The following is a 20926-nucleotide window of genomic DNA, read 5'->3' as shown; positions in this document are numbered from 1 at the left end:
CACCCCGAAATCAAAAATAGCGCAAATACACTATTTCAAACTTTTGGGGTGTCCCACTATCTATAATTCTATTGTATTAATACATTTTGCTCACTTCGATATTACCTAAAATAGTACAATAGATTTCCAAAAAGCGCAAATTAGTTTCTATTTCTCTTCCTCGAAGTCTTTTAATAAGCTGTTTAAATCATTTTGATTCATAGGCTGAGAGTTTGTATATTCCTCTTGTTCACTCCCACTTTCATCTTCGGCATCCGTTTCTTTAACCATGCATTCAATTTCATTTACTAATTGCTCTTCCTTAACGGACAACTCACTCTGTTCGACTTCTTGTGGTGGAAAAGATCCTCCCGCTCCAAATATATCGTTCAAAGGGTCCTCATCTATTAAGGCATTATCTACACTGGTTATTTCATCCCTGGAAGCGGAAGCGGTGGATTCATCTTCTCTTTGACCTTGTAGATCTTCCACACTTGGATCTTTATCTTCTTCAGTAGTGTCCATTTCTTCACTCTTTATTTCTATAGAGGAAGTATCATTCGAACCATCTAAATATTCTGGAGCAAAGACTTGTTTATCATCCGCTTCGTTCAGATTTTCTTTTCTTCTTACAGCAGGATATCCATATCTTTCTACATTGCGGTTTTCGAGCACATTCTCATTATGACTCATGTGGCTGCTCCTTAACCTACTTTGAGAAGAATTATATACAACTTTTCCTGGAGGTAAGTCAGAATGGGGTTCTAAATCAATACTCTTCTCATCCATATTTTCAGCTTCTGCGACACGCAGCGCTATATCTTCTCCTTCTTCCCCTGTCTCTTCCATAAACTCTTCAGCGGTAATGTCTATCACCCTTGAATCTTCTTGGGTTGTAGAATAACGGTCTTCTAACCAGTAGGATCCACTCTCACCATCTACAGTTATAACCGCTTCTGTAAATTCATCACGAGGTACAAAGTTGGCATCAATTTGTCTAACTGGGATTGGTCTATTATTCTGTACAATCTTAACTGCTGCTTGGAACTGTTTCTGGAAGATAATATCACTCGGTGAAAGAATAGCTTCTTTCGTTTTAGTGTAAGAGCTCCCAGAACGTGTAACCGGCGATTCTTGTAATGGAGATACGTTCTGCTCACTCTGTTGTTCTTCAAACCTTTCCATTTCTCCAAATATTGCTGAGAATAATTGAGCATCATAGTCCGGAATATCACCGTAAACCATTTTATGCCTTAACGTACCTAACAAAGTGTGCATGTAAGTTTCCCCGTATTTATCAGCTAATTGAGAAACCGTTTGAGCTACCACTGTAACAATAGTCTTATATTTACGTGATTGTGCAGGAAATTCCTTAAAGGGCCGATAAATATAATCAGGAAATTCATCGACAAGTATATGGTGAAAGCTTGATACGTTTGGTTCTCGTCGGAACACAGCATTTTGCAAACTTAAGAGGATTAACTTACCTAGAACATTAGCAAGGTTTCCGAGTTCCCCCTTCGCCGTGTTAACCAATAATACGCCTCCTAAGGAAAGGTGACGGTCAAAATCGAACTTAGACTTACCGAACAATACGCGTCGTATTAGTTTGTTTGCACCAATATCATTTAATATGTTTCGGAGTCCTTGAACAAACTCAGACTTCGCATCATAGTAAGCGGTATCTCCGCGATATTCTCCTTCAACAATCTTTTCCGGGGTTCCATTTCTCTCTTTCTTAGGAACAAGGTTCATCTCAAACCATTCGTCCACCTGTTGAACAATCTTCCAGTGGTTTCTTTCGTCTCGGTCTTCTATATCATCTATAGAATCTGGAAATGTTTCTTTTAACTGAACGTGCATTCGTCTGACTAACTGAGGATTGTTATACATATCAAGCAACATATCAAATGTTACTTCTTGGTCTGGTTGATGAAGCTTTAGTAAATACACATAATGTTTTAAATGGTTCCTTTCCGATTGTTGGAAGAAATAGTTTCCTCCATCCCCTTCTGCTAATCCCTCAATGACCATAGCAAAAGCTTCAGCAACTTGATCTACAGGGCCTTGCATGGGATTAATATTAGGAGTGCTTGGATTAGTCGGGTCAATGTAGAAAACCGATTCTTCGGGAATTTTATGAGCTTGTACTAATTTGTATGTTTTTTGACATAGGTCGTTGGAAGGCTCAATAACAGATATACCATTCAAATATCTCCCCCTTACTTCTTCTGACTCAAAATTATCATCCCTACTTACTCTCGAATAATCATTAATGAAACGCGTCATCCAGTGTAAATCCTGGTTAAGTATAGGAAGAACGAGAGCAGCAGTTTTACCTGTTCCAATGGAACCGATGATGACATTATTGAGTGTTCGATCTTTACCAGGTTGAGTGATTAATTCCTTAGTCTCTGAATCAGGGCCAAGATCCACATCAGGTAATTTCTCTTCATCTTCTATTTTATAAAACCGTTGTAATAACCGATTTTTATACTCAAATTCTCGAAAAACGTCTTTAATCTCAATATTATGTTGAGCATATTGACTTCCCAACCAAATCATAAATAGAGCTATAACGATCGTAGGGACAAAGACAAATAAGATCATTAAATTCCCCGGGTTGCCAATTAATATTTCATGCCATACATTAGCAACCTCAACTTCTTCTACTCTCTCACCAAAGTAGGGAACAATGTGATTATAGACAGGAGCGGTCAGAAACCATGTGTAATAAAAGGAAATCCCCAGGAACATATGAAAGAAAATGATTACTCTATATGTTATAGGGTGCAACCACTTTACCTTTGTAGAAATTAACCAGGTACTTATTGACACGACTGTAATAATAACTAAACCAAGTAGGCTGGGTTTTAACGGACTTCCGAATATTTTAATAACCGGAATGCTTTCTAGAAACTGTCCTACCATCAATAATGTGTAATTAGTTGCACTACGTATAGATAAGAAAAAAGAAATAGCTAACAAGAGAACAGTTAAGATAACTGGTATCTTGTGATAGGTTTTTTCTAAAAAGAGTTGCAAGTTGGTTCTTTCTTCTACAAACTCTTTATCATCATTCTCCAAAACTTGTCACCTCTAATCTGTAATTACTTTTAGTTTTGTAAAATGAAGGTTCTCTTCCTCCTCTACCTTCTTCAGCCCAATCTTGTTGTGAGCTAATGAGTACATTATCAAAAACACAACCAAAAACATCCCTTTTAAGTTCTTCTGAACCACTATAGAAGGCTATGATTCTATCAACCCTCTTAGTGAAGCGGCTATCCCTTACACACTTGGAAAGAATATTCAGTCTATCCATACTATTTGCTGATGCCTCATTCATATGAACGAAAGCTACATTGTCCCTTTTGGTACCGGCAATGTTAGCAATCTCAAATATTCCATCAGGATAAAACTCTTCTTCCAGTCCCTTAAAAACAAAATCATCCATTTCAAGCTCCTTAATCTCATAATTAAAAGATTCATTTTGTTCAAGAGCAAGGATTGCTACTTGCATTTCATATTGTCTGAAATCATTTGTTAAGGGTAATGGAGAAATCAGCGACCTTTCAGCCACATCATACGACCTTGATTGTTGAGTAACGATTACATGTAAGTTTTTCATATGGATCCCAGGCATATTTAAAAGAGTTTGTTTTATGTTAGCCACTCTTTTTTCTCTATGTTCAGAATAGATGTGTAATGTGTCGGCACTGTCATCAATGACACTAAAAAACACAATATGAGTACACTCTGGTTCTAGTTCAGCTACTTTTATATAACGTTCTACCTTACTTTTTATTATTGATTGAGTTTCAGTTGCAGTATCAGTTTCAATATAGAAGTTCTTGTCTTTCGACTTAAGTAACCAATCTGGAATAAGTTCTATCTTTTCATTAATGCGGTTCTTACCAAATTCTTTTATAGGATTAATGGACTCGAAGTCTACTCCTCTATTTTTCAGCCTTACCATAAGTTCGATTGCGAGGTTTTGAGTGCAAAAATAATGGTCTTGAAAGTCGATGTTTATGAGAGATGTTTCCGCATCTTCATATTCATCATCATCCAAATATCCATGTTCTCTTAGAAAGTTAAGGCCTCGATTTGCTATAGTAACCCTCTTATAAGGGTTGCCAAAACGATAGTTTTTCCCTTCAGTCATATCATGGAGATTAATTATCTTTTTAGATTCCCATTTAGCTAACCTTTTCCTCATACCATCCTTTGAAATAGGAACTGCTGTTTCATAATACCTTCTCATTAAATCTCCTGTAAGTAATTTTTGATTAGCTAAAACTTTGAGCAGCTCCATCTCATGATGACTAAAACCTACTCCTCTTCCATTAATGCCAGTTTTAACAAAAAACGTTTTATCCTTCATTTGTTCCTCCTTAATAAAAAAACCCCGCAAATAAACGGAGTTAATATGCTCCATTTATTTGCGGGGTCATCCCGTGAATAAGATTTAATTGTAATGTGACAGAATTATACCACGACATTTGAAATAATTCACTAGTGACTAAGCAATAATATTAGTTCAAAATAGAACTGCAATAGTTGGATAATTTTAGGGTGAAAATTAGGGTATTTAAAAGGTCCTGTTACAGGGGGTTGTAGGGCTTTAAAAAGCTTATAAGTAACTTTCAAATCAGCAAATGGAAGTGTTAGTCCCGCGGAACCCCTTAGACGGAAAGGTATATGTATAGAATACCCCTTCCGTCTAAAAAGGTTAAATCAAGCTAATATTTCCTGTTTTTTAAAGGATAATAGAAACATCAATTGGAACGTCCTACTATAGGCAACTATCTAACCAATCAGATTAACGCTACCGTTTCGTAGCGCTATGGATCGGTGAACATTAGGTATCGCTTTAAGTTAAAAGGGAGAATAACAGTTATATCCCTAAGCAACCTGTTTAAACACATTTGAACGCGCTATAATTCATTTATTTTCTAAAAGAAAAACACAAGAAATACATATAATATATATATATTATATGTATATTATATGTATATATATTGCGCAATATGAAGCAGATTCTCCAGTATAGTAACGATTTGTAAAGTTAATGAACGCAGCATAATCACTTCCGAAAAATAACGATATGTAGCGGTGTGAGTGAAAAGACAACTAGATAGTATTGAAATAGACAGTATTACATTCGATCGCGCTAAATTGCAATATAGCTCCACCAAATATATATGTCATATCCATAAGATAGAATAATAAAGGAAAGAGTTCATTTGTGTGACCTTTTAAATTCTAGACTTAGAATGATGTTATGAATGTTTAACAGCTTTCTATTTAACTGCAAAACAAAAATGTCCCAGAAATCTGATTATGTGATTTCTGGGACATCATCATATACTTTATCTCACGAATGGTTCTTCAATCAAAGAAAATCTATCCACCAAATGAAAAACCAAATAGAAATATAAGCATAATTAATATAAATATAGCACTGATAGTAATTGTAACTATAGGAACTATTTTATTAGAAGTTTCTTTCTTAAAGCTAATTATCCCGATGATTAAACCAAAAGAGGCTGTGAAAGGGGTAAAAGTAATAAATTGAAGCATAGCTCCTAAGAAATTAGTAGAGAGCGCGACTGTGAAAGAAACTATTTGAATTAAAAATACTACTAAAACTAATAACGATAATTTTCCTGGTACCGACTTCGGCATAAAACCCCTCCAATATTTCACCATTCATTATTTCGTGCTCATTATACCATCAAAACATTTATTTTCCAAAAAAACCACAATTTAGTATATATGTATCACATTTTTAAATTATTTAAGTTTCACATTAGATGTAGTCAGACTTGGCAGAACAAAAATCCAAAATCCTAATTTGCATTCAGCCCAGTAAAAAAGAGCGACGGAATCAGCTTTCCCGTAGCTCTTTTTACTTGTTAAATACCTCTACGGAGATAGTCTTCTTGAGAACACTTCACATTTGATTTTCTATATACGAAAAAATAACCTCCTATAAGTTTTAGCTTAAAGGGAGGTCTATTCAATGTTACTAATAAAGGGATACATTATTTTAGAGTTAAAACTAATTATTTTGAATTTACTCTTCTTTAAATAGATTCTCCTCCACTTTATAGGAGGAGAATCTATTAATTTAATTCATTTTACTCTTCATATCATTTAAAAAGCGATTAAAGACTTGAACAATGCCATTCGAAGTAGGTAGCAATATAATCTGCAGTTGTTGGGTCATCTGCTCTGTTAATTGGGTTGGTCACACAGGCATGCAGGTCCTCATCACAGTTCAAGCAACGTGCTGTACTATGATTTGCGTAACAATAATCATGATTTAAGCAGCAACCATCAATTTTGTTTTTAATTGCAGAGCTACCAGTTTGATAACCGCATCCTCCACCGCACCAGAAGTAACCACCTGGCATACAGCCATCCCATAAAGCTTGTGTAGACACTTCATTGGTATTGTTTTTCAGAGCATCAAATCTTAGCTTTGATGCTTCAATGCCATTATTGAATTTCTCCCGAATAGCTTTTGTTAATGTTAAAATCGAGAGCAACTTAGTTTTTTTATCGTTTACTTTCTGGTGAGTTTCTAGAACTTCAACCCCATCGATATTTTTTACGATTAGTGCTGTGGCAGTGTTTTTTACTTCAGCGTCCTTCATAGATTTTGTAAAGAAAAACCTCACCTTATTATTAGGTGTAGCAAATTCATTGCTAACTACCGAAACTTGCGGCCTATCCTCTTGTTTCAGATCGAGACTAAACCCTCCAACGTGATAAAGGTTAGTTAATTCTTCAGTATCCACCAATGAGGCCAGAGACATAAAGCCATCAGACTTAACAATCTCCTTCTTGTTATTTTGTTCTTCTTCTCCTTGCAATAAGTGTAAATTACTTATCTCAACATTCATCTTATCTCCTCCTTTACTATATAAAGAGGTTTAAAAGGAATATATTAAACAAAATTAGCTAAAAGATTATTTTTTTCTGTCTACAATTAAAAATATGTGGGCAACGTAAATCAATAAAAGTGAAAAACCGAGCGTGTTTACTCCTTTATCTAACAAGTACTGAGTCTGATTATAGAGATTATCTTCAAAAACGAATATATGGACCCAATTAATAAACTTTCCTTTTGTAAAGAATTCAGTAGAGATATACAGCAACAATAAGGTTAGCGAAACCTCGAAATTTTTAATTACGGAAATACATAAAAAGCCCAAACCTATAAGAAAGAATGACTGAGGAAAATACAACAAGACTGAATTGTATATATTATCGTCAAACAAGGTAAGTGGAAACAATAATACCCAGGACACAAGTACTAATGCAACAACCTTCTTAACTCCTAGATCAAGAGTTTTAAGAGGGTAGGAGTAAAGTAATTCTTTATAGTTATCGTTATAGAATTCCTTGTAAAGAAACACAACCCATAATCCGAAAAACGAAGAAACAAACCCTTGATTGAATAATTTAAGCTTATCTAGGTCCAAAGCAAATAATTCCTTAAATACTAACGAAGCTCCAAATAAGAAACCATATATTACAAGCAAATCCTTGGTTTTTAGTTCATAATGCATCCTATTGTGTATAATCATTGTTGTTCGCCTTTTGATTGTAGTATAGGTAGATATCTTTTAGTGTAGGAGACATGACTTTCCCACCAGAAACATTTTCATCAGAATATATCCTCAATTTTTTCCTGTTAGCCGACACAAAAGTTTCCGATAAAATCAAGCCTCGATTTACATCGAAACAGTTACCTTTATCACATTCTAGCTCCCATATTTTATTCTCGAGGTCACTTAATAATTCATTCACACCATCACTCTTAACCATTTCTCCGCTAAATAATAGACCTATGTTAGTACAAATCTCCTCCATTTCATCAACTAAATGAGATGTAATAATTGTTACTCTATTTTCATCCAATGATATTTTTTTTAGTAAAAATTTAAGTCTGATTTTTTCTTCTAAATCTAACCCATTAAATGGTTCATCAATGATTAGTAACTCAGGTCTCCCTAAGATAGCCTGAGCTATTCCCAATCTTCTAACCATTCCTCCAGATAGCTCTTTTACCTTATACTGCTTATATTTTAATAAGTTCAGTTCTTTTAGAACTGCGTCTATTTCATTGTTGATCGTTTCCTTATTTAGTCCTTTTAAAGTCCCTAGATGGTTTAGTATCTTCTCTATAGAAAGGTTTTTGTAGGGAAAGAAATCTTGAGGAAGATAACCAACATTTTTTATTCCATTTTTTTTTACATGTCCATTATAATTTGAATTAACCGATGCTAGAATCTTCATTAGAGTCGTTTTTCCAGCACCATTAGGACCTAACAAACCATAAACTCCTTTAAACTCACAACTTACATTCTTCAATATACTTTTCTTTCCTACTTTTTTTTCAATATCTACGATTTCCATCAATTTCTCTCCTCCCTGTACTCAACAATTAATGAGCTAAGCTCCCCAAAACTATGCTTTTTAATAAGGAGTTGATACCAGTCATTTAAAAACTCCTTCTTTTTTTCTTCACTTAGTATTTCCATAAGTTCTATAACGCGAGTCAATACATTGACTTGCACTTGTTTATCTTGTTTATTTATCTTCATTTCTACAAAACTCAGGTATTTCTTTGGTACTTTTTCATTTCCATCAGATAAATAATTAGACACAATGGCATTGAATAGAAAGACGAAGTCCAAATCAGTAGGATTTATAGAGTTTTTCCATGTCGATGCTGGTACCAGGCTGTTCATTATTAAAGCAGATTTACGATCTAGAATATGTTCATCTATAGAAAAAACACGCTGTATACCTAAAATGAAATGGTCTTTCGACAACCAATAATCCTCTTCGAAATAGAAATCATTTACAAAAGTATTAGGAAGTAAAAAGATTGTGTTTGGTATGGTTGTGTCTACACCTTCAAAAAGTTCATTGATCTTCGCTAGATTATTTTCGAACCTCTCAAAATATCTATCCAAAGATACAGTGGAAACGTTCCAGATATCAGGATAAATGATTTTTTTACCTTCATAATCTGTTTCATCTAACCTGCCCATAATTACAGATAGGCCTCCTGTAGACACACCTGACCAAATATCCTCTCCTATTTTATTTATATTTGTATATACTTCTTTTTCTCCTTGGAATTCCAACTCATATTTTACTTCGTTGAATGAGTTCAAATTGTTTCTGTGAATGGAATTTTCAAATACTGTTATAGCAGGGGCAATAACTTCCTTAGGTATCCATGGGAAATTTGATGGAAGATATGCTGCTTGCTCATTTGCAAAATATATTGGGGAGGAATCTCCTGAATAGGAAACCTCTATAGTTCTTGATTCACCTCTTTCTAGAGGCATAGCTAATTGTATTTTTACCTGATCGTATTTCCTAGAGTAATCAATTTTGTTTCCGTTATCTTTTACATATCTAATATGAAATCCACTATATAAAGAAAACTTTAATCTAGAAATTGTATTTTCAGAGATGTTTTCTATATTAAGAAATACATTAGCACTAAGGTTATTATCGAGGGCCAGATCAATATCATACTCTGTAATTTCATATTCCGGATCTGAGTTATCTTTAGAGTTTGGGTAGACTTGATATTTATCAATTTCACTCTGTATAGATTGTTCTCCCTTTCCAACTAATAACGTATTATATTGATGGATTTGATTGAAAGATAACCCGATCAATACCGAGAAACAAAGAGCAAGTGCTATAGATTTGTAGATTTTGATTTTTTTAATCTTAGTAAAATATGACAGAATGAGTATCAGTAAGATTGTCATAATCCATGTGAATTTTTCTAGTACAGCTGCATCTTCAATAGCAAAACCATAAAGGTAATGATAGGGGATTGTCGGCTCTTTTTCTCCCCATGAAAATAGCAGTGATAATCTGTCTTTAAGGTATAAGTCGTTTAAAGGTCCTACGAGAAGCCAAACTAATATCATAATGACGTATTTAAAGTGGTTTTTTATCCATAGTGAAATACTTAAGCCAAGTAACCCACTTGTTAGGAAGGGAACCCACCAATATAGAATTAAATAAAGCAAAGAATCAATAAAAAAAGACCCAATATTTGTGCCCGAGCTGATCAAAAGAATGGAATAGTAAGAATAATAAAACGCAATTGTAAATCCGGAGGATATTACTATGAATCCTATCGACCCAATTAAGCTGTCTAATTGTACATGAAGAGAACTGTAAATGCTTTTTACACCTTTCAAACTGTTATTTTCTAAAAGATTTGAACCAATAATTAGATAAGCTAGTATACCTATTTGGACAATAGGACTAGATAATTCAAGTGCATTTGGAGGTGAATAATCACCCTCAAAGAATATGTACTGACAAAAGAATATACTGATAAATAGAAAGCTTAATATTTGAACCACCCAAAACAATTTATTTTTTCTAAAAATAGTATCGAAAAAATCTGCCCAATATAAGAACTTTGTCATTGTTTTCCTCCTATAAAATAGTAGTACCTAAAAGAAAACTTCTAGGTACTACTTTTTAAATTAATATCCTTAGAATATTTCAACCTTGCCTTCTGCATAGTTAGGGAAAGGGTAATTAGAATTTTTCACAGCTGCTGCTTGGTATACTCCTGGATCAACACTTACATATTTGTAAATGCTATCATTCTCTGCTACCCCGTAAGATGCTACTGTGGGTTTAATGCCAACATTATACTTTCTAGCTTTTGCAGTGAAAGATTCTGATTGAGCAACCGACCCACCGTAGTTATCAGCATCCATAACGAGAAGTGATTCATTAATAGCTGCCCCGGTACCGTACACCGCCTCATCGTATTTTCCAAGATGCACCTCATCTGTTGCGGCAAATGCTGAAGCTCCAGAGAAAAGCATCACTAACATCCCGACAACCATAAAATGCTTTTTAGGAATTGAATTAATCGCACTTAATGCATTCATCTTAATACCTCCCTTCGTAAGGTTTACCATTTTTATATGGTTATTAAGTAAAGAGGATTATTGAGATGAAAATAAACAAAATCATTTAAATTATTTTCTATGGCCATAACTGTTCGATATTTGTAACCTAAACGTGTGTTACATGTTTAGTTCCTCACTCACAAAGTTCACCGATTATAAAGGTAAATAACCTATGTTTCAAAGAAAGAAAACCCCCGTATGTGAACAATGAAGTCCATACGAGGGGGTCACAAATGAAAGATCTTTTGAATTATTCCTAGCATCCACTAAATGATACTCTATATTATATCTAGCTATTAACTTGAAAGTCTTGAAAATAAATTTTTTTGGAAATTAAACAGGATGGTTGTTATTGTAGGTATAGCACAGGGTAAATGATATCACCATCACTTATAGTTTGTGTGTTTTGAAGTAGTTTTTTTCTTATACCCGCAACTGATAACTCTTCTTCCTCTAATAACAATGCTATGACTCCCACAACATGAGGTGATGCCATAGAAGTACCGGTTAATCTTCTATATCTTCCCTCTAAGTAAGTAGAGTATATATTACTTCCTGGCGCATATAGTAGGATATCACTATTTGTGTTTGAAAATGAAGATATCTTATCGTCATTAGTAATGGCACCTACACTGATTACTTCATTATAATAGCTAGGGTAAGTGTATTCATTTGTAATAAAGTTCCCATCTCCGTAATTCCCTGAGGATGCTACGACTGAGATATTTTTTCCAATAGCATTTTTAATAGCTAGATGAAGCTCTGGATAATCTTCCTCTATTCCTAAAGACATGGATATAACTTTTACTTTTTCATCATTCGGACCTCTCCAATTAACCGCGTAATTAACTGCTTTGATTAAACTCTTAACCGTTCCTGTACCTTTCTTATCCAAAGTTTTAAGAACTAAGATACTCGAATGAGGAGCTATCCCTTTAATGCCCGTATTGTTATCAGAACTCGCAATTATACCAGCGGTATGAGTTCCATGGCCGTTTAAATCCTCATAATTATCACTTTTACCTTCATCACTAAAATTGTATCCCCCAATAATTCTTCCCTTTAAATCAGGATGGTTAGTGTGACAACCGGTATCTATTACTGCTATTACAACCTCTTTCCCTGATAATCCATCTTCCCATTTCCTAAAAGCTCTTATCTCAAGTATATTCTCTGGTATCTTTTCCTTTGACCTATCATCCCCTATATCATTTATAGGAAAAATTTTAACGGATTTCCTCACTATTACACATCCCTTTTGATTGTTCTGGTATTAAAATCAGACTGAATAAATCAGTTTCAGAAAAAAAGGTAGAACAATGTTAGTTCTACACTCAGTTATCGAGATATCTGGCTTCTAAACACTTACTGTGTTTATTGAGTAATTCATCCACGCTTTCTTCTAGTTTCTGGAAGCTTTTTTCTAACCTGAAAAGCAAATAGAAAGTCACTACCACTGGGAAACCAAGATTACTAATTAAATCTAACCAATTATCTGGAGTCAACAAGAACTACCTCCTTTCTAGATTTAAGTTCTTGAAGAGGTAGTACCCGGATTTGAACCGGGGGTAAGGGTTTTGCAGACCCTGGCCTTACCACTTGGCTATACTACCCTAAGCTTAAAATAAGCAAATAATCTTACTACATTAACTAAAGAGCAACAAGTGTATAAAATTAAACACTTTAACTTGATATTTGCACACGTAGCTTTTTGAAGGCTCTACGCTTGACGTTAGAAACGTTCTGTTCACTCTCGTCTAAAACTCTTGCAATTTCCTTATTGCTTAAACCTTTAAGAAAATGTAACGATAATACTTTTTTCTGGTTCTTTGGAAGCTTCTTTATAGCTTTATATAAACGTTTATCTGTTACAGAACCCTCTAAACTATGCTCAAATGAAGAGTCAAAATCGACATGATCTACATTAACCATATCGATTAAGGAATTGTCTCCATTATTCCCCTCATCGTCGTTTGGAGTTTTATTTAACACCAAAGGGAACCTTTCTCCGTACACATTGACCCTTTTGTCGTAATCTATCGAAAAGTAATAAATCAAGTTAGATAAATAATTTACGATTTTTGCTCTGTAAAAATGCAACTTGAACTTCTCATCTAGAAGATTGGATGAACTTTCATTTCCTCTTAGATGAGATTCTAGTAAAGAAAAGTTATCCTCTTGTGCTAAGAAGCTTTTAACGATGGGTTGCTTTACAAAATTCGGGTTATCACTCATAAATTTTTCAATCAAATCCGATTTATGCTTCATATAGTTCCCTCCAATGAAATATGTCATTGTTAAAAGAAAATATTGAAAATATGGGAGTCAACTCGATATAATAGAACACACGTTCCCGTTATCTAATATTTTGATTTGAATTAGTATGGTTGTATCGAAATCAGCTGGTTATTTATCTAAGTTTTCTTGACAAACATCAATTGAGTAGGAGGCATTGCATTCTTTTCTTAAGCGATTAAGTTGTGTTGCGAACAACATACAGACATCTTGATAAAGTTCTATATCTTGTTCGTCCACATGATCCAATTTACAGGTAAATCTGTTAAGTTCTTTTCTTAGCTCTGTATAGCGTCTTGTCAACGTATCTATTTGATTTTCGTATCCACTCATAAGCACCCAACCTTTATTAATGAAAGTTATTTCAAAAAGAGATCTTCTAGCTCTTTTTTGTTAAACCCAAGTACCTCTACAGTTTTTTCTGATGACTCGATTAGTGAAAACGGTATTCCTTTCACCCCAAGTTCTAATAGTTCATCTTTGTACAAAGGGTTTTTTTGAACGTCTTTTTCAACGAAATGTATACCCTGGGACAAATACCAGTCTTTAATTCTTTTACAAAACCCACATGATTGAGATGTATAAACAGATACTCTCATAAAATCCCTCCTCACTTTCTAAAGAGATATAAATTAGGATAAATAAACATTTTTGGTAAAAAAGTCATTTTTTGTGTAATAATGTAATTTTTTCTCACTTTTAAACGTAGGGGGTATCGTTATGGATGATTCAAATGCAAATGAAATATTAGATTATATAGAACAACTAGAACCCAGAATAAAAAAAGCACTCAACCAAACTAAACCTAAAGAAAGAGAAGATTTGGAGCAATCAATAAAACTGAAAATATTGGAGAATGAAGACAAAATTTTAAATATAGAATCTGTGGGTTTCTTTGAATTTAAAGAAAAATTCACATAAAAAAGTCGATGCATAATGCATCGACTTTTTTGAAGGGGGTAACTCCCTAGTTCTTCTATTCTGTCATCCATGAAGGCATATCATCATTATCTGCAGGTGATTCTTCTTCATGATTTAAGTCGTTTCCATCTTTTTCTTTTCTCTCATTTTCTCTTTGAGGAACCTTGTGTTCATCCACATTTATACTCTCGCTATCTTTTCTTAAATCTGAATGGCTATTTTTACTTTCTGTTTTATCTTCATCTTTCAAAAGATTCTCCTGGTTTCGCCCTTCGTTTTTATTATTACTAGCAACAAAATTCACATTATCCCGTTGATTAACTTCATTGTCCATATCTTTTCCGTCGTTTTTATTATCGGGCGGTTCATCATTGATAGAGGATTGTGAAGGAGCGCTTTCAGTTTCGCCAGCATCTTTATTTCGCTCAATATAAACTCCGGCACTAGAAGGGGTATTACCTTCTATTTTGCTAGCCATTTCTAATATCGGCAAAATGTTTTCCAATGTCTCTGGATCTCTACGATTCGGCACGAACTTAGAAACGTCTATATTACCAAATTGACTTACAAAAAGTTCAATAGCTACCCGAAGCCCTTCATTTGCATTAGTCTGTTTGTTTATAAACTCATTAACTACATTATTATCATTTAAATAAAACGGGTGAATATCTCCTGCTTTTTTTTCTTTAGTCTGCCTCTTTCGGCTCAATATTTTCACCACCTACTTGAAATAAGGAGGGAGGGAAGCCCTTCCCTATATTAATCAAATTACTTCTTAGCACTCTCTAATTTTGCACTTTTAATCTTATTATAGAAATTGTTATAGAAGAGTCTCTCCAAACCATCAGCATTCATAGTCGTAGCAAGTTCAGTCGGAACCCATAATACTTTAATTTTCCCCATTCTACGGCCCGCCAACTCTTCTTTTAATGCATCATACATAATCTCTTTCATCAATATCGAACCACCACCATAGACCATTACAATATCCACTTCATTGTAAACACTATCTAGCTGGTCTTTTATTGCATCTAAAACTTGTCTATATGGACCTTTTACAGTCTGGCGAATGTAGTTCATCGCTACACTGTGAAACTCAGGGTATTGCTTTGGATATTTTAGATATTCACTATATTTCTGACGAGAAAGAGTTGGAAAACCCTGTTCTTCTCGAAATCTAGTTAACGCTTTATTGATAGCAACTGCAATTCCAATGTTAATACCATCTGCTTTTTTATCGTCAAAATTGTATTTTTGAGTAATAGGAAGTTCAGTTGTACCCTCACCAATATCAACATGTAGAATGCGTCCATTTTCAAGCTCTTCAAGGGCCTTGTCTTCAGTCATACCCTCGTACTCTTTAACAAATTCACTTAGCAACTTTTTCGTTCTTTCTTTATTTTTCTTATCCACGATCGAAAATACAGCTGCTGTTCCTTCTGGACTTACAAAAACAAACTCAAAACCAATCTCTACTTTAACTTTTTTCTTCCCTACATAGACAACGACCTCATGGACTCCATTCATGAATTTTTCTTGAAGTTTTTCTTTCGCACCGTCTCTCTTATATTCCGTCACAGGCAAAGCAGTTATGAAATCTACAGTAAGGTTTATTGAATCAGGAATCTCATTATCCTCTTTGAAAGCTCGTTGTACGGCTTTCCCAGCTAGGACACCTAGTGTGTTAACCACTGGAATATCAGACTCAGATTTAAGATCCTTTCCAGCGCGCATGTTCGATACTACTTCACCACTATGTTCAAGCGCTGCTCTTCCTATGTAATAGTTCCCAGCAAGTCTTATCGCACTTGAGTTTATAAAAACAAATAAATCATCCATCAAATTTTCAATTAGTTGGGTATCTGGCTTATCTCCCACTGTGTCAAAGTCAAACTCCTCTGAGAAAACATTAGGTTGTTTAATTTCTTCTTTGTAATCACCGATGGATAATCTCAATACTTGCTCAGAGTTCCCCATATCTTCTACTACTTTAATATCGTAATCTTTCTGTTTCATAAATAATTCCTCCTCTACCAAACTTAAAAACTATTATAGCATGACTTTATATCATATTCAATATAAGGCATATGTTGTATATGTTCATTTCTAATGTAGAATATATATATATTATGCATATAAATGATATTGCTAGTATCTAACGTCTTTTCAGTTAGAATGCTTAACATCAGTGCGATACGGTTCCATAGACGACCAATAACGCAACCGCTACTCTAAGCATATATAAACTTGAACTGGTTTGAATGCGTTTGATCTCTTCATAATGCACTTCAATATAAGGAAGCACTGCTTAACTATCACAATTTCGGTTCAACCACCCTTCATTAGATATTCAAAAGGCAGCAGACATTAGTCCATAGATGTGGTTTAAAATGACAAAACTTTAAAATACCAGTGCGCTACAGCACCGTGGACGAACGATAACGCAATCGTTCTATGTGAAATTCAAACATACTCGAGTGAACTTGCTATTCTTTCATCATTTCAAAAACTATCTCATTTTCGATTCAATACTATTCGCGCGGTTACTCTATCACGAATTAAATATAATTTCTTGATACCACTCATAATTCTTGCGATATGGATCGCTCAATGGCGCATAAAGCTTCAATTAGCTATAAAATTACCGCTATCGACAAGTGTACATAACGTAACTGGAGCGTTACGGATCGCTTATACGTATCAAATTGTAATTTTAAGCGATACGTATCGTTCTCGATTAAAGACCTGGCACAAAACGCTATTTAGTGACCGCTATCGACTTGAAATCATAACGCAACCCTAACGCTACGTAACGTGCAATCAAATAATGAGAGTGAAGTTGCGATACACTAAATTCAAGTGCTATTTTCCAACAAAACTTTCCAATATCAGTGCGTTATGGAATCATGGACGACCCGTAACGCAATTAATTCATTTAAATTCACTCGAATAGGAATCCGTTTGAATGCATTTGATTCGGTTTGAATCTATTCCATCTAGACGAAACGCTTGCGTTGCGATACACTTCATTCATCGAAAACTTACGTTGCGATACGTTTATGAGCATGTAGCGCTCTCAAAAATCTTGAATTATCACTCTTTCACAGGTAATATGAAAATATATTGTAGAAATCTACAATGGAGGGAGTGTAAAAATGGAAAAATTAGATATGAAAGAATTGCTAGAAGATGAATTCATAAAAGACCCATTGAGGAAAGAGATCGAATTAGCGGAGTTGGAAAGTGAACTATATACGGAAAACATACTAAAAATGCACCCAGATACTACATACAGCACAACAGAAGCAGCTGAATTTATAGGTAGAAATGACGGAACTCTTAGAAATTATTTCAGAAACGAACTTTTCCATTATATAGGTCCCGCACGTTCCGGAAAGTATTACCGTTTAGATTATAAAAGTATCTTTAAGCTTCATATGATTCTCTTATTAGTAGAGAAAGCTAACAAAAAAACTGCAGATTTAGCCCATTTTGTTGGTGTGAAAAACCTAACGTCTACAACTAACTTTAATCCTGTCAACGTAGACAATCATCTAGCAAAGAATGATGGACAAAATCAAGCAACCTTAATAAAAGAGATTGAAGAGTTAAGAAAGCATTTAATTATTCAAAAGCTAACAGGAAAAGTTCAAGATGCAAATAATTCTTTAACTAGTACACGCCTCGATTACTCAGATAATGAACGTGAAATAAGTAACCTTGAAAATAAAATTGAAAACCTTCAATCTAAATATCAAAGAGAAGCAATGGAACGCCGTTACTATCGTGTTCTAGATCAAACAATGAAAGCTACTCAACAAAAGGTGAAAAAACGTTCCTGGTTGAGCTTATTCACTGGTGGTTCTAATGAAGAGGAAATGGACGTAGAAAGTGTCTTAAATGACGCTATATCAACAGCAGAGGAAGAAAGAAATGAGCAGAATTTTGAAGAAGTCGATCAGTTAAAGTCAGAACTAAATAAGAAAATAGAGAAAAGAGAGCGTTTAAAAGAAGAAATAGAGAAGAAACAAACAAAAGTAGAAGAAAATAAAAGCTATCTTAATCATCTTATTGAACATAAAGAGGACATTAAAAGAAATGATGTATTGAAACTACTAAACACTCATACAGATTGAATTATTTTGAATATTCAAAATAATGTGCTATGATTGAATAACTAAAATATGAGGTGATTTAAATGTTAGCACTATTTAAAGACAAAACCAGAAAGTTAACCGATAATGTAGTAGTAGCTTCTGCGATTGTAATCACAACTTTAGCAGCTGGTTACCAATTGCTTGGACTATAAAATAACTGAAAATACGAAGGAAAGCCCTATCCCTGAGTAGAGAGGAGAGGGCTTTTTTGTTTATAAAATGCAAAAATCCCCACCAAAGGTGAGGTTCTGCAGACGAACAAATCGCTTTCTTCTGCGACTTGTTATTTCTATTTAATTTGTATTTATAGTTTAGCATAGGGGGTTCCGTGGCGCAAGAAATATGCGGCCTGACTACTGGAAGTAATAGCTAAAACTGTTAGTACCTTATTCACATCATAGAATGGTTATGATATTATTTAGAATAAGACGAGCAAATTGCGGGATACGTGTACATCTTTACACGAATCTTCTGTATTTTTTATGCTCAAAAATAGATAATCAACTAAATTTACATAAAAAAAGAACTTGATTGATCCGAAGAACAACCAAGCCCAACACACAAAACAATGATACTTGCGATTGCTGCAACAATCGCTTAAAATCAATTACCTTCTATAATAATATCATTGTACATCTTTGAATTCAACGTTTGAAGCTCTATTTTCAAACATTTATTCTGTCTTCAAATGAAAAACTGTGTGACTAGGGCCAGGTAAGTTGGACGGATCGTCTAACCAAAAGCCCTAGTCATTTTTATTTGATAACTTAGAAGACTTATTGATTTATCTTTTGGTTTTGTTCTTTTTTTTAAGGTAAATACCTACCCTAAAATAACCTTAAATAGAAAGGACAAAAACCCATGAATAAGGTATTCGCTCCTCAAAAAGACAACTTCATTACAAATAGTCCTATTGCTATGTCTGCAGACTTCTTAAAACAATTGTTTAATATTGAAAAAAGGTACGAGGAAGGAATCACTTACCCGATTGTTAATGATGGCTCCGTTAGAACCAGAAAACTACACCATATAACAATGGCAGATATTATGACAGCCATTATCCTCAACATCTCCTGCAATACAGTAGGGGAGATAAGGGAAACAAATCCTCACAATCTTTATTCTGAGAGAATGGAGAAGCTATACCAAAACCCCGTAACTTATCAAGAATTTAAAAACACATTAAAGAAATTTGAACTTAATGAACTTATCTTAGTCAAAAAAGATAAGTATACAAAACGTTATACTATCCGTCTTAATCATTTTGTGGATGATGAAAGTGGGAAGGTAGGAAGGTATATCATGCTACCTCATTTCGTGTTCAGCCATTTCTTCACTGATCAGCTGAGTGTTTCACACATGAAATTATACCTTGCATTAGCGTGGCAACAGGGAAACAAGAAGAAGTTTATGTTTACTCGTGTTCTGGACCCAAATGATAAAACACCAAATAAAAAAGATGACATTATTACTTCTGCTCTTAAACAGCTATTACATAAGCAACAAAATTCAGATGTGAAAAACATAATCATAGAATTACTCAGTTGGAAAGGTCCGAATGGTCAGACATTACTTCATCATGTACCTGGTCATCCACCTATTACAAAAAGAGGGAGAAGTTTCTACAAAGCAAATCTACAGTTAAACCCTTACTTCCATCGAGCAGTGAAGAAAGGAGAAACGTATCGGTTTCCTTTAGCACCTAAAGAGACATACCAAAGAGAAGCTAAATATATTGCAAATCTATTAAATAATGAAAGAATAGGTGAATTAGTTTCATTATACAATGGCTCATTATTCCGGGATCTTCTTTATATATTAAAGGACCGGTCAAAAAAGGCTATTAAACACGCAATATTAGCCATTAAGGAATACGTGAATTACAAAGGGAAATTCCCACCTAATATTCAAGAATTCACAATAGATGCTGTCCGTCATAATACAGTGATTGACTATATAAGAATTGCCCGTGAAGAAGGGATATTAGACTATGTCTTATTCGGTTATAAACAACCTCATGAACGAGAGAGGAGACGCTACGAATTTGTTTCAAAAGTTAGTTACTTTTCGTTGCGTGTATTTAGAAGAATGGTTCAACTAGCTAAACCAACGCTTCAAAATCATTTTGGGAAAACTGCATACACTGAAAAAGATTATGAATCTTCCTTCTCCCCACAGTTAAATGAACTGAAAGGAATCGAAGTATTACGTCATCTGGCCATTCGTCAGAACGTGTCTCCAGCAGAGTATGAATTAGTAGAAAAATCAGCAATAAAGGAATGGAACACAGGAGCCATAGATTATAAAACGTTATGTGACAAGATGATCCAACAAGTACGCTCTTTAAATACAGTAACTGTGAAGCCTGATCTTCCTTACAAGTTCCAAATGGAAGATTTCATGATTGATGAATACAAAGCCCACCTTTCAACCATAAGGAGTAGTTAGAGCAAGAACAATTCCTTATACTCATCTTTTTAAAAGAAATGATTCGTTTTTTCTTTCATTTACTCAAAATCGTAAAAAAACATATATTTATAAGTGAATATTGTGGAATACGTTAGTAGTGTGGAAAACCATTTATTTATTCAT

At 34.2% G+C, this 20926-nt stretch carries 17 protein-coding genes and 1 tRNA gene; 3 read left to right on the top strand and 15 right to left on the bottom strand.

Going from position 1 to position 20926, the window contains the following annotated elements:
- Positions 1-147 precede the first annotated feature (147 nt).
- The 13 genes from HLI_RS21090 to HLI_RS21030 form a co-directional block, all read right to left on the bottom strand.
- Entirely contained in the window at positions 148-3066 is a 2919-nt protein-coding gene (locus tag HLI_RS21090; RefSeq protein ID WP_241656022.1) for a type IV secretory system conjugative DNA transfer family protein, read from the bottom strand.
- Positions 3056-4363 (bottom strand): replication-relaxation family protein, encoded by a 1308-nt coding sequence (locus HLI_RS21085; RefSeq protein WP_164908652.1) that lies wholly within the window; start codon positions 4361-4363, stop codon positions 3056-3058. The genes HLI_RS21090 and HLI_RS21085 overlap by 11 nt, the downstream gene beginning before the upstream one ends.
- 1022 nt (positions 4364-5385) lie before the next feature.
- Positions 5386-5667 carry a hypothetical protein gene (locus HLI_RS21080; protein WP_128527042.1) on the bottom strand — a complete coding sequence of 94 codons (282 nt, stop codon included), beginning with the start codon at positions 5665-5667 and terminating at the stop codon, positions 5386-5388.
- A gap of 482 nt (positions 5668-6149) precedes the next feature.
- On the bottom strand, positions 6150-6890 hold the full coding sequence (locus HLI_RS21075; protein ID WP_128527041.1) for a hypothetical protein: 741 nt from the start codon (positions 6888-6890) through the stop codon (positions 6150-6152).
- 670 nt (positions 6891-7560) lie between these two features.
- Positions 7561-8409, bottom strand: coding sequence for an ATP-binding cassette domain-containing protein (locus HLI_RS21070; protein WP_128527040.1), 849 nt, complete (start codon positions 8407-8409; stop codon positions 7561-7563).
- A complete protein-coding gene (locus HLI_RS21065) occupies positions 8409-10463 on the bottom strand; it encodes a hypothetical protein (RefSeq protein WP_128527039.1) in 2055 nt (684 codons plus the stop codon). The genes HLI_RS21070 and HLI_RS21065 overlap by 1 nt, the downstream gene beginning before the upstream one ends.
- A 69-nt stretch (positions 10464-10532) precedes the next feature.
- Complete coding sequence (locus HLI_RS21060; RefSeq protein WP_128527038.1) at positions 10533-10940, bottom strand: hypothetical protein; 408 nt, start codon at positions 10938-10940, stop codon at positions 10533-10535.
- Positions 10941-11310: 370 nt separating this feature from the next.
- The gene (locus HLI_RS21055) at positions 11311-12204 is read right to left on the bottom strand and encodes a S8 family peptidase (RefSeq protein ID WP_164908651.1); all 894 of its coding nucleotides are present in this window, start codon (positions 12202-12204) and stop codon (positions 11311-11313) included.
- A 91-nt stretch (positions 12205-12295) separates the two neighbouring features.
- Entirely contained in the window at positions 12296-12466 is a 171-nt protein-coding gene (locus tag HLI_RS21050) for a YvrJ family protein (protein ID WP_128527036.1), read from the bottom strand.
- Positions 12467-12503: 37 nt separating this feature from the next.
- A tRNA-Cys gene (locus tag HLI_RS21045) sits at positions 12504-12574 on the bottom strand.
- A 70-nt stretch (positions 12575-12644) separates the two neighbouring features.
- Complete coding sequence (locus HLI_RS21040; protein WP_164908650.1) at positions 12645-13229, bottom strand: RNA polymerase sigma factor; 585 nt, start codon at positions 13227-13229, stop codon at positions 12645-12647.
- Between the two features lie 138 nt (positions 13230-13367).
- Entirely contained in the window at positions 13368-13589 is a 222-nt protein-coding gene (locus tag HLI_RS21035) for a hypothetical protein (RefSeq protein ID WP_128527034.1), read from the bottom strand.
- Positions 13590-13615: 26 nt separating this feature from the next.
- Complete coding sequence (locus tag HLI_RS21030) at positions 13616-13855, bottom strand: glutaredoxin family protein (RefSeq protein ID WP_128527033.1); 240 nt, start codon at positions 13853-13855, stop codon at positions 13616-13618.
- Positions 13856-13976: 121 nt separating this feature from the next.
- Between HLI_RS21030 and HLI_RS21025 the strand changes: the two genes are divergently transcribed.
- The gene (locus HLI_RS21025) at positions 13977-14177 is read left to right on the top strand and encodes a hypothetical protein (RefSeq protein ID WP_128527032.1); all 201 of its coding nucleotides are present in this window, start codon (positions 13977-13979) and stop codon (positions 14175-14177) included.
- A 55-nt stretch (positions 14178-14232) separates the two neighbouring features.
- Here the strand turns inward: HLI_RS21025 and HLI_RS21020 are convergent, their stop codons facing one another.
- Together HLI_RS21020 and HLI_RS21015 are read right to left on the bottom strand one after the other, a co-directional pair.
- On the bottom strand, positions 14233-14886 hold the full coding sequence (locus HLI_RS21020; protein WP_128527031.1) for a hypothetical protein: 654 nt from the start codon (positions 14884-14886) through the stop codon (positions 14233-14235).
- A gap of 59 nt (positions 14887-14945) precedes the next feature.
- Positions 14946-16193, bottom strand: coding sequence for a ParM/StbA family protein (locus HLI_RS21015; RefSeq protein WP_128527030.1), 1248 nt, complete (start codon positions 16191-16193; stop codon positions 14946-14948).
- Between the two features lie 1139 nt (positions 16194-17332).
- Here HLI_RS21015 and HLI_RS21010 point away from each other — a divergent pair.
- On the top strand, positions 17333-18313 hold the full coding sequence (locus HLI_RS21010; protein WP_128527029.1) for a coiled-coil domain-containing protein: 981 nt from the start codon (positions 17333-17335) through the stop codon (positions 18311-18313).
- Between the two features lie 882 nt (positions 18314-19195).
- On the top strand, positions 19196-20782 hold the full coding sequence (locus tag HLI_RS21005; protein WP_128527028.1) for a hypothetical protein: 1587 nt from the start codon (positions 19196-19198) through the stop codon (positions 20780-20782).
- Positions 20783-20926: the final 144 nt, after the last annotated feature.

It is taken from the genome of Halobacillus litoralis, from assembly GCF_004101865.1.
GTDB lineage: Bacteria > Bacillota > Bacilli > Bacillales > Halobacillaceae > Halobacillus > Halobacillus litoralis_A.
The sequence above is the reverse complement of the archived record's forward strand: the minus strand, read 5'-3'. Positions and strand labels throughout refer to the sequence as shown.

What these genes read in the sequence shown, in the direction of transcription:
- HLI_RS21005 (WP_128527028.1), top strand. Translation starts at nt 19,196, where the DNA reads ATGAATAAGGTATTCGCTCCTCAAAAAGACAACTTCATTACAAATAGT.
- HLI_RS21040 (WP_164908650.1), bottom strand. Translation starts at nt 13,229, where the DNA reads ATGAAGCATAAATCGGATTTGATTGAAAAATTTATGAGTGATAACCCG.
- HLI_RS21035 (WP_128527034.1), bottom strand. Translation starts at nt 13,589, where the DNA reads ATGAGTGGATACGAAAATCAAATAGATACGTTGACAAGACGCTATACA.
- HLI_RS21060 (WP_128527038.1), bottom strand. Translation starts at nt 10,940, where the DNA reads ATGAATGCATTAAGTGCGATTAATTCAATTCCTAAAAAGCATTTTATG.
- HLI_RS21065 (WP_128527039.1), bottom strand. Translation starts at nt 10,463, where the DNA reads ATGACAAAGTTCTTATATTGGGCAGATTTTTTCGATACTATTTTTAGA.
- HLI_RS21070 (WP_128527040.1), bottom strand. Translation starts at nt 8,409, where the DNA reads ATGGAAATCGTAGATATTGAAAAAAAAGTAGGAAAGAAAAGTATATTG.
- HLI_RS21085 (WP_164908652.1), bottom strand. Translation starts at nt 4,363, where the DNA reads ATGAAGGATAAAACGTTTTTTGTTAAAACTGGCATTAATGGAAGAGGA.
- HLI_RS21075 (WP_128527041.1), bottom strand. Translation starts at nt 6,890, where the DNA reads ATGAATGTTGAGATAAGTAATTTACACTTATTGCAAGGAGAAGAAGAA.
- HLI_RS21015 (WP_128527030.1), bottom strand. Translation starts at nt 16,193, where the DNA reads ATGAAACAGAAAGATTACGATATTAAAGTAGTAGAAGATATGGGGAAC.
- HLI_RS21010 (WP_128527029.1), top strand. Translation starts at nt 17,333, where the DNA reads ATGGAAAAATTAGATATGAAAGAATTGCTAGAAGATGAATTCATAAAA.
- HLI_RS21080 (WP_128527042.1), bottom strand. Translation starts at nt 5,667, where the DNA reads ATGCCGAAGTCGGTACCAGGAAAATTATCGTTATTAGTTTTAGTAGTA.
- HLI_RS21030 (WP_128527033.1), bottom strand. Translation starts at nt 13,855, where the DNA reads ATGAGAGTATCTGTTTATACATCTCAATCATGTGGGTTTTGTAAAAGA.
- HLI_RS21025 (WP_128527032.1), top strand. Translation starts at nt 13,977, where the DNA reads ATGGATGATTCAAATGCAAATGAAATATTAGATTATATAGAACAACTA.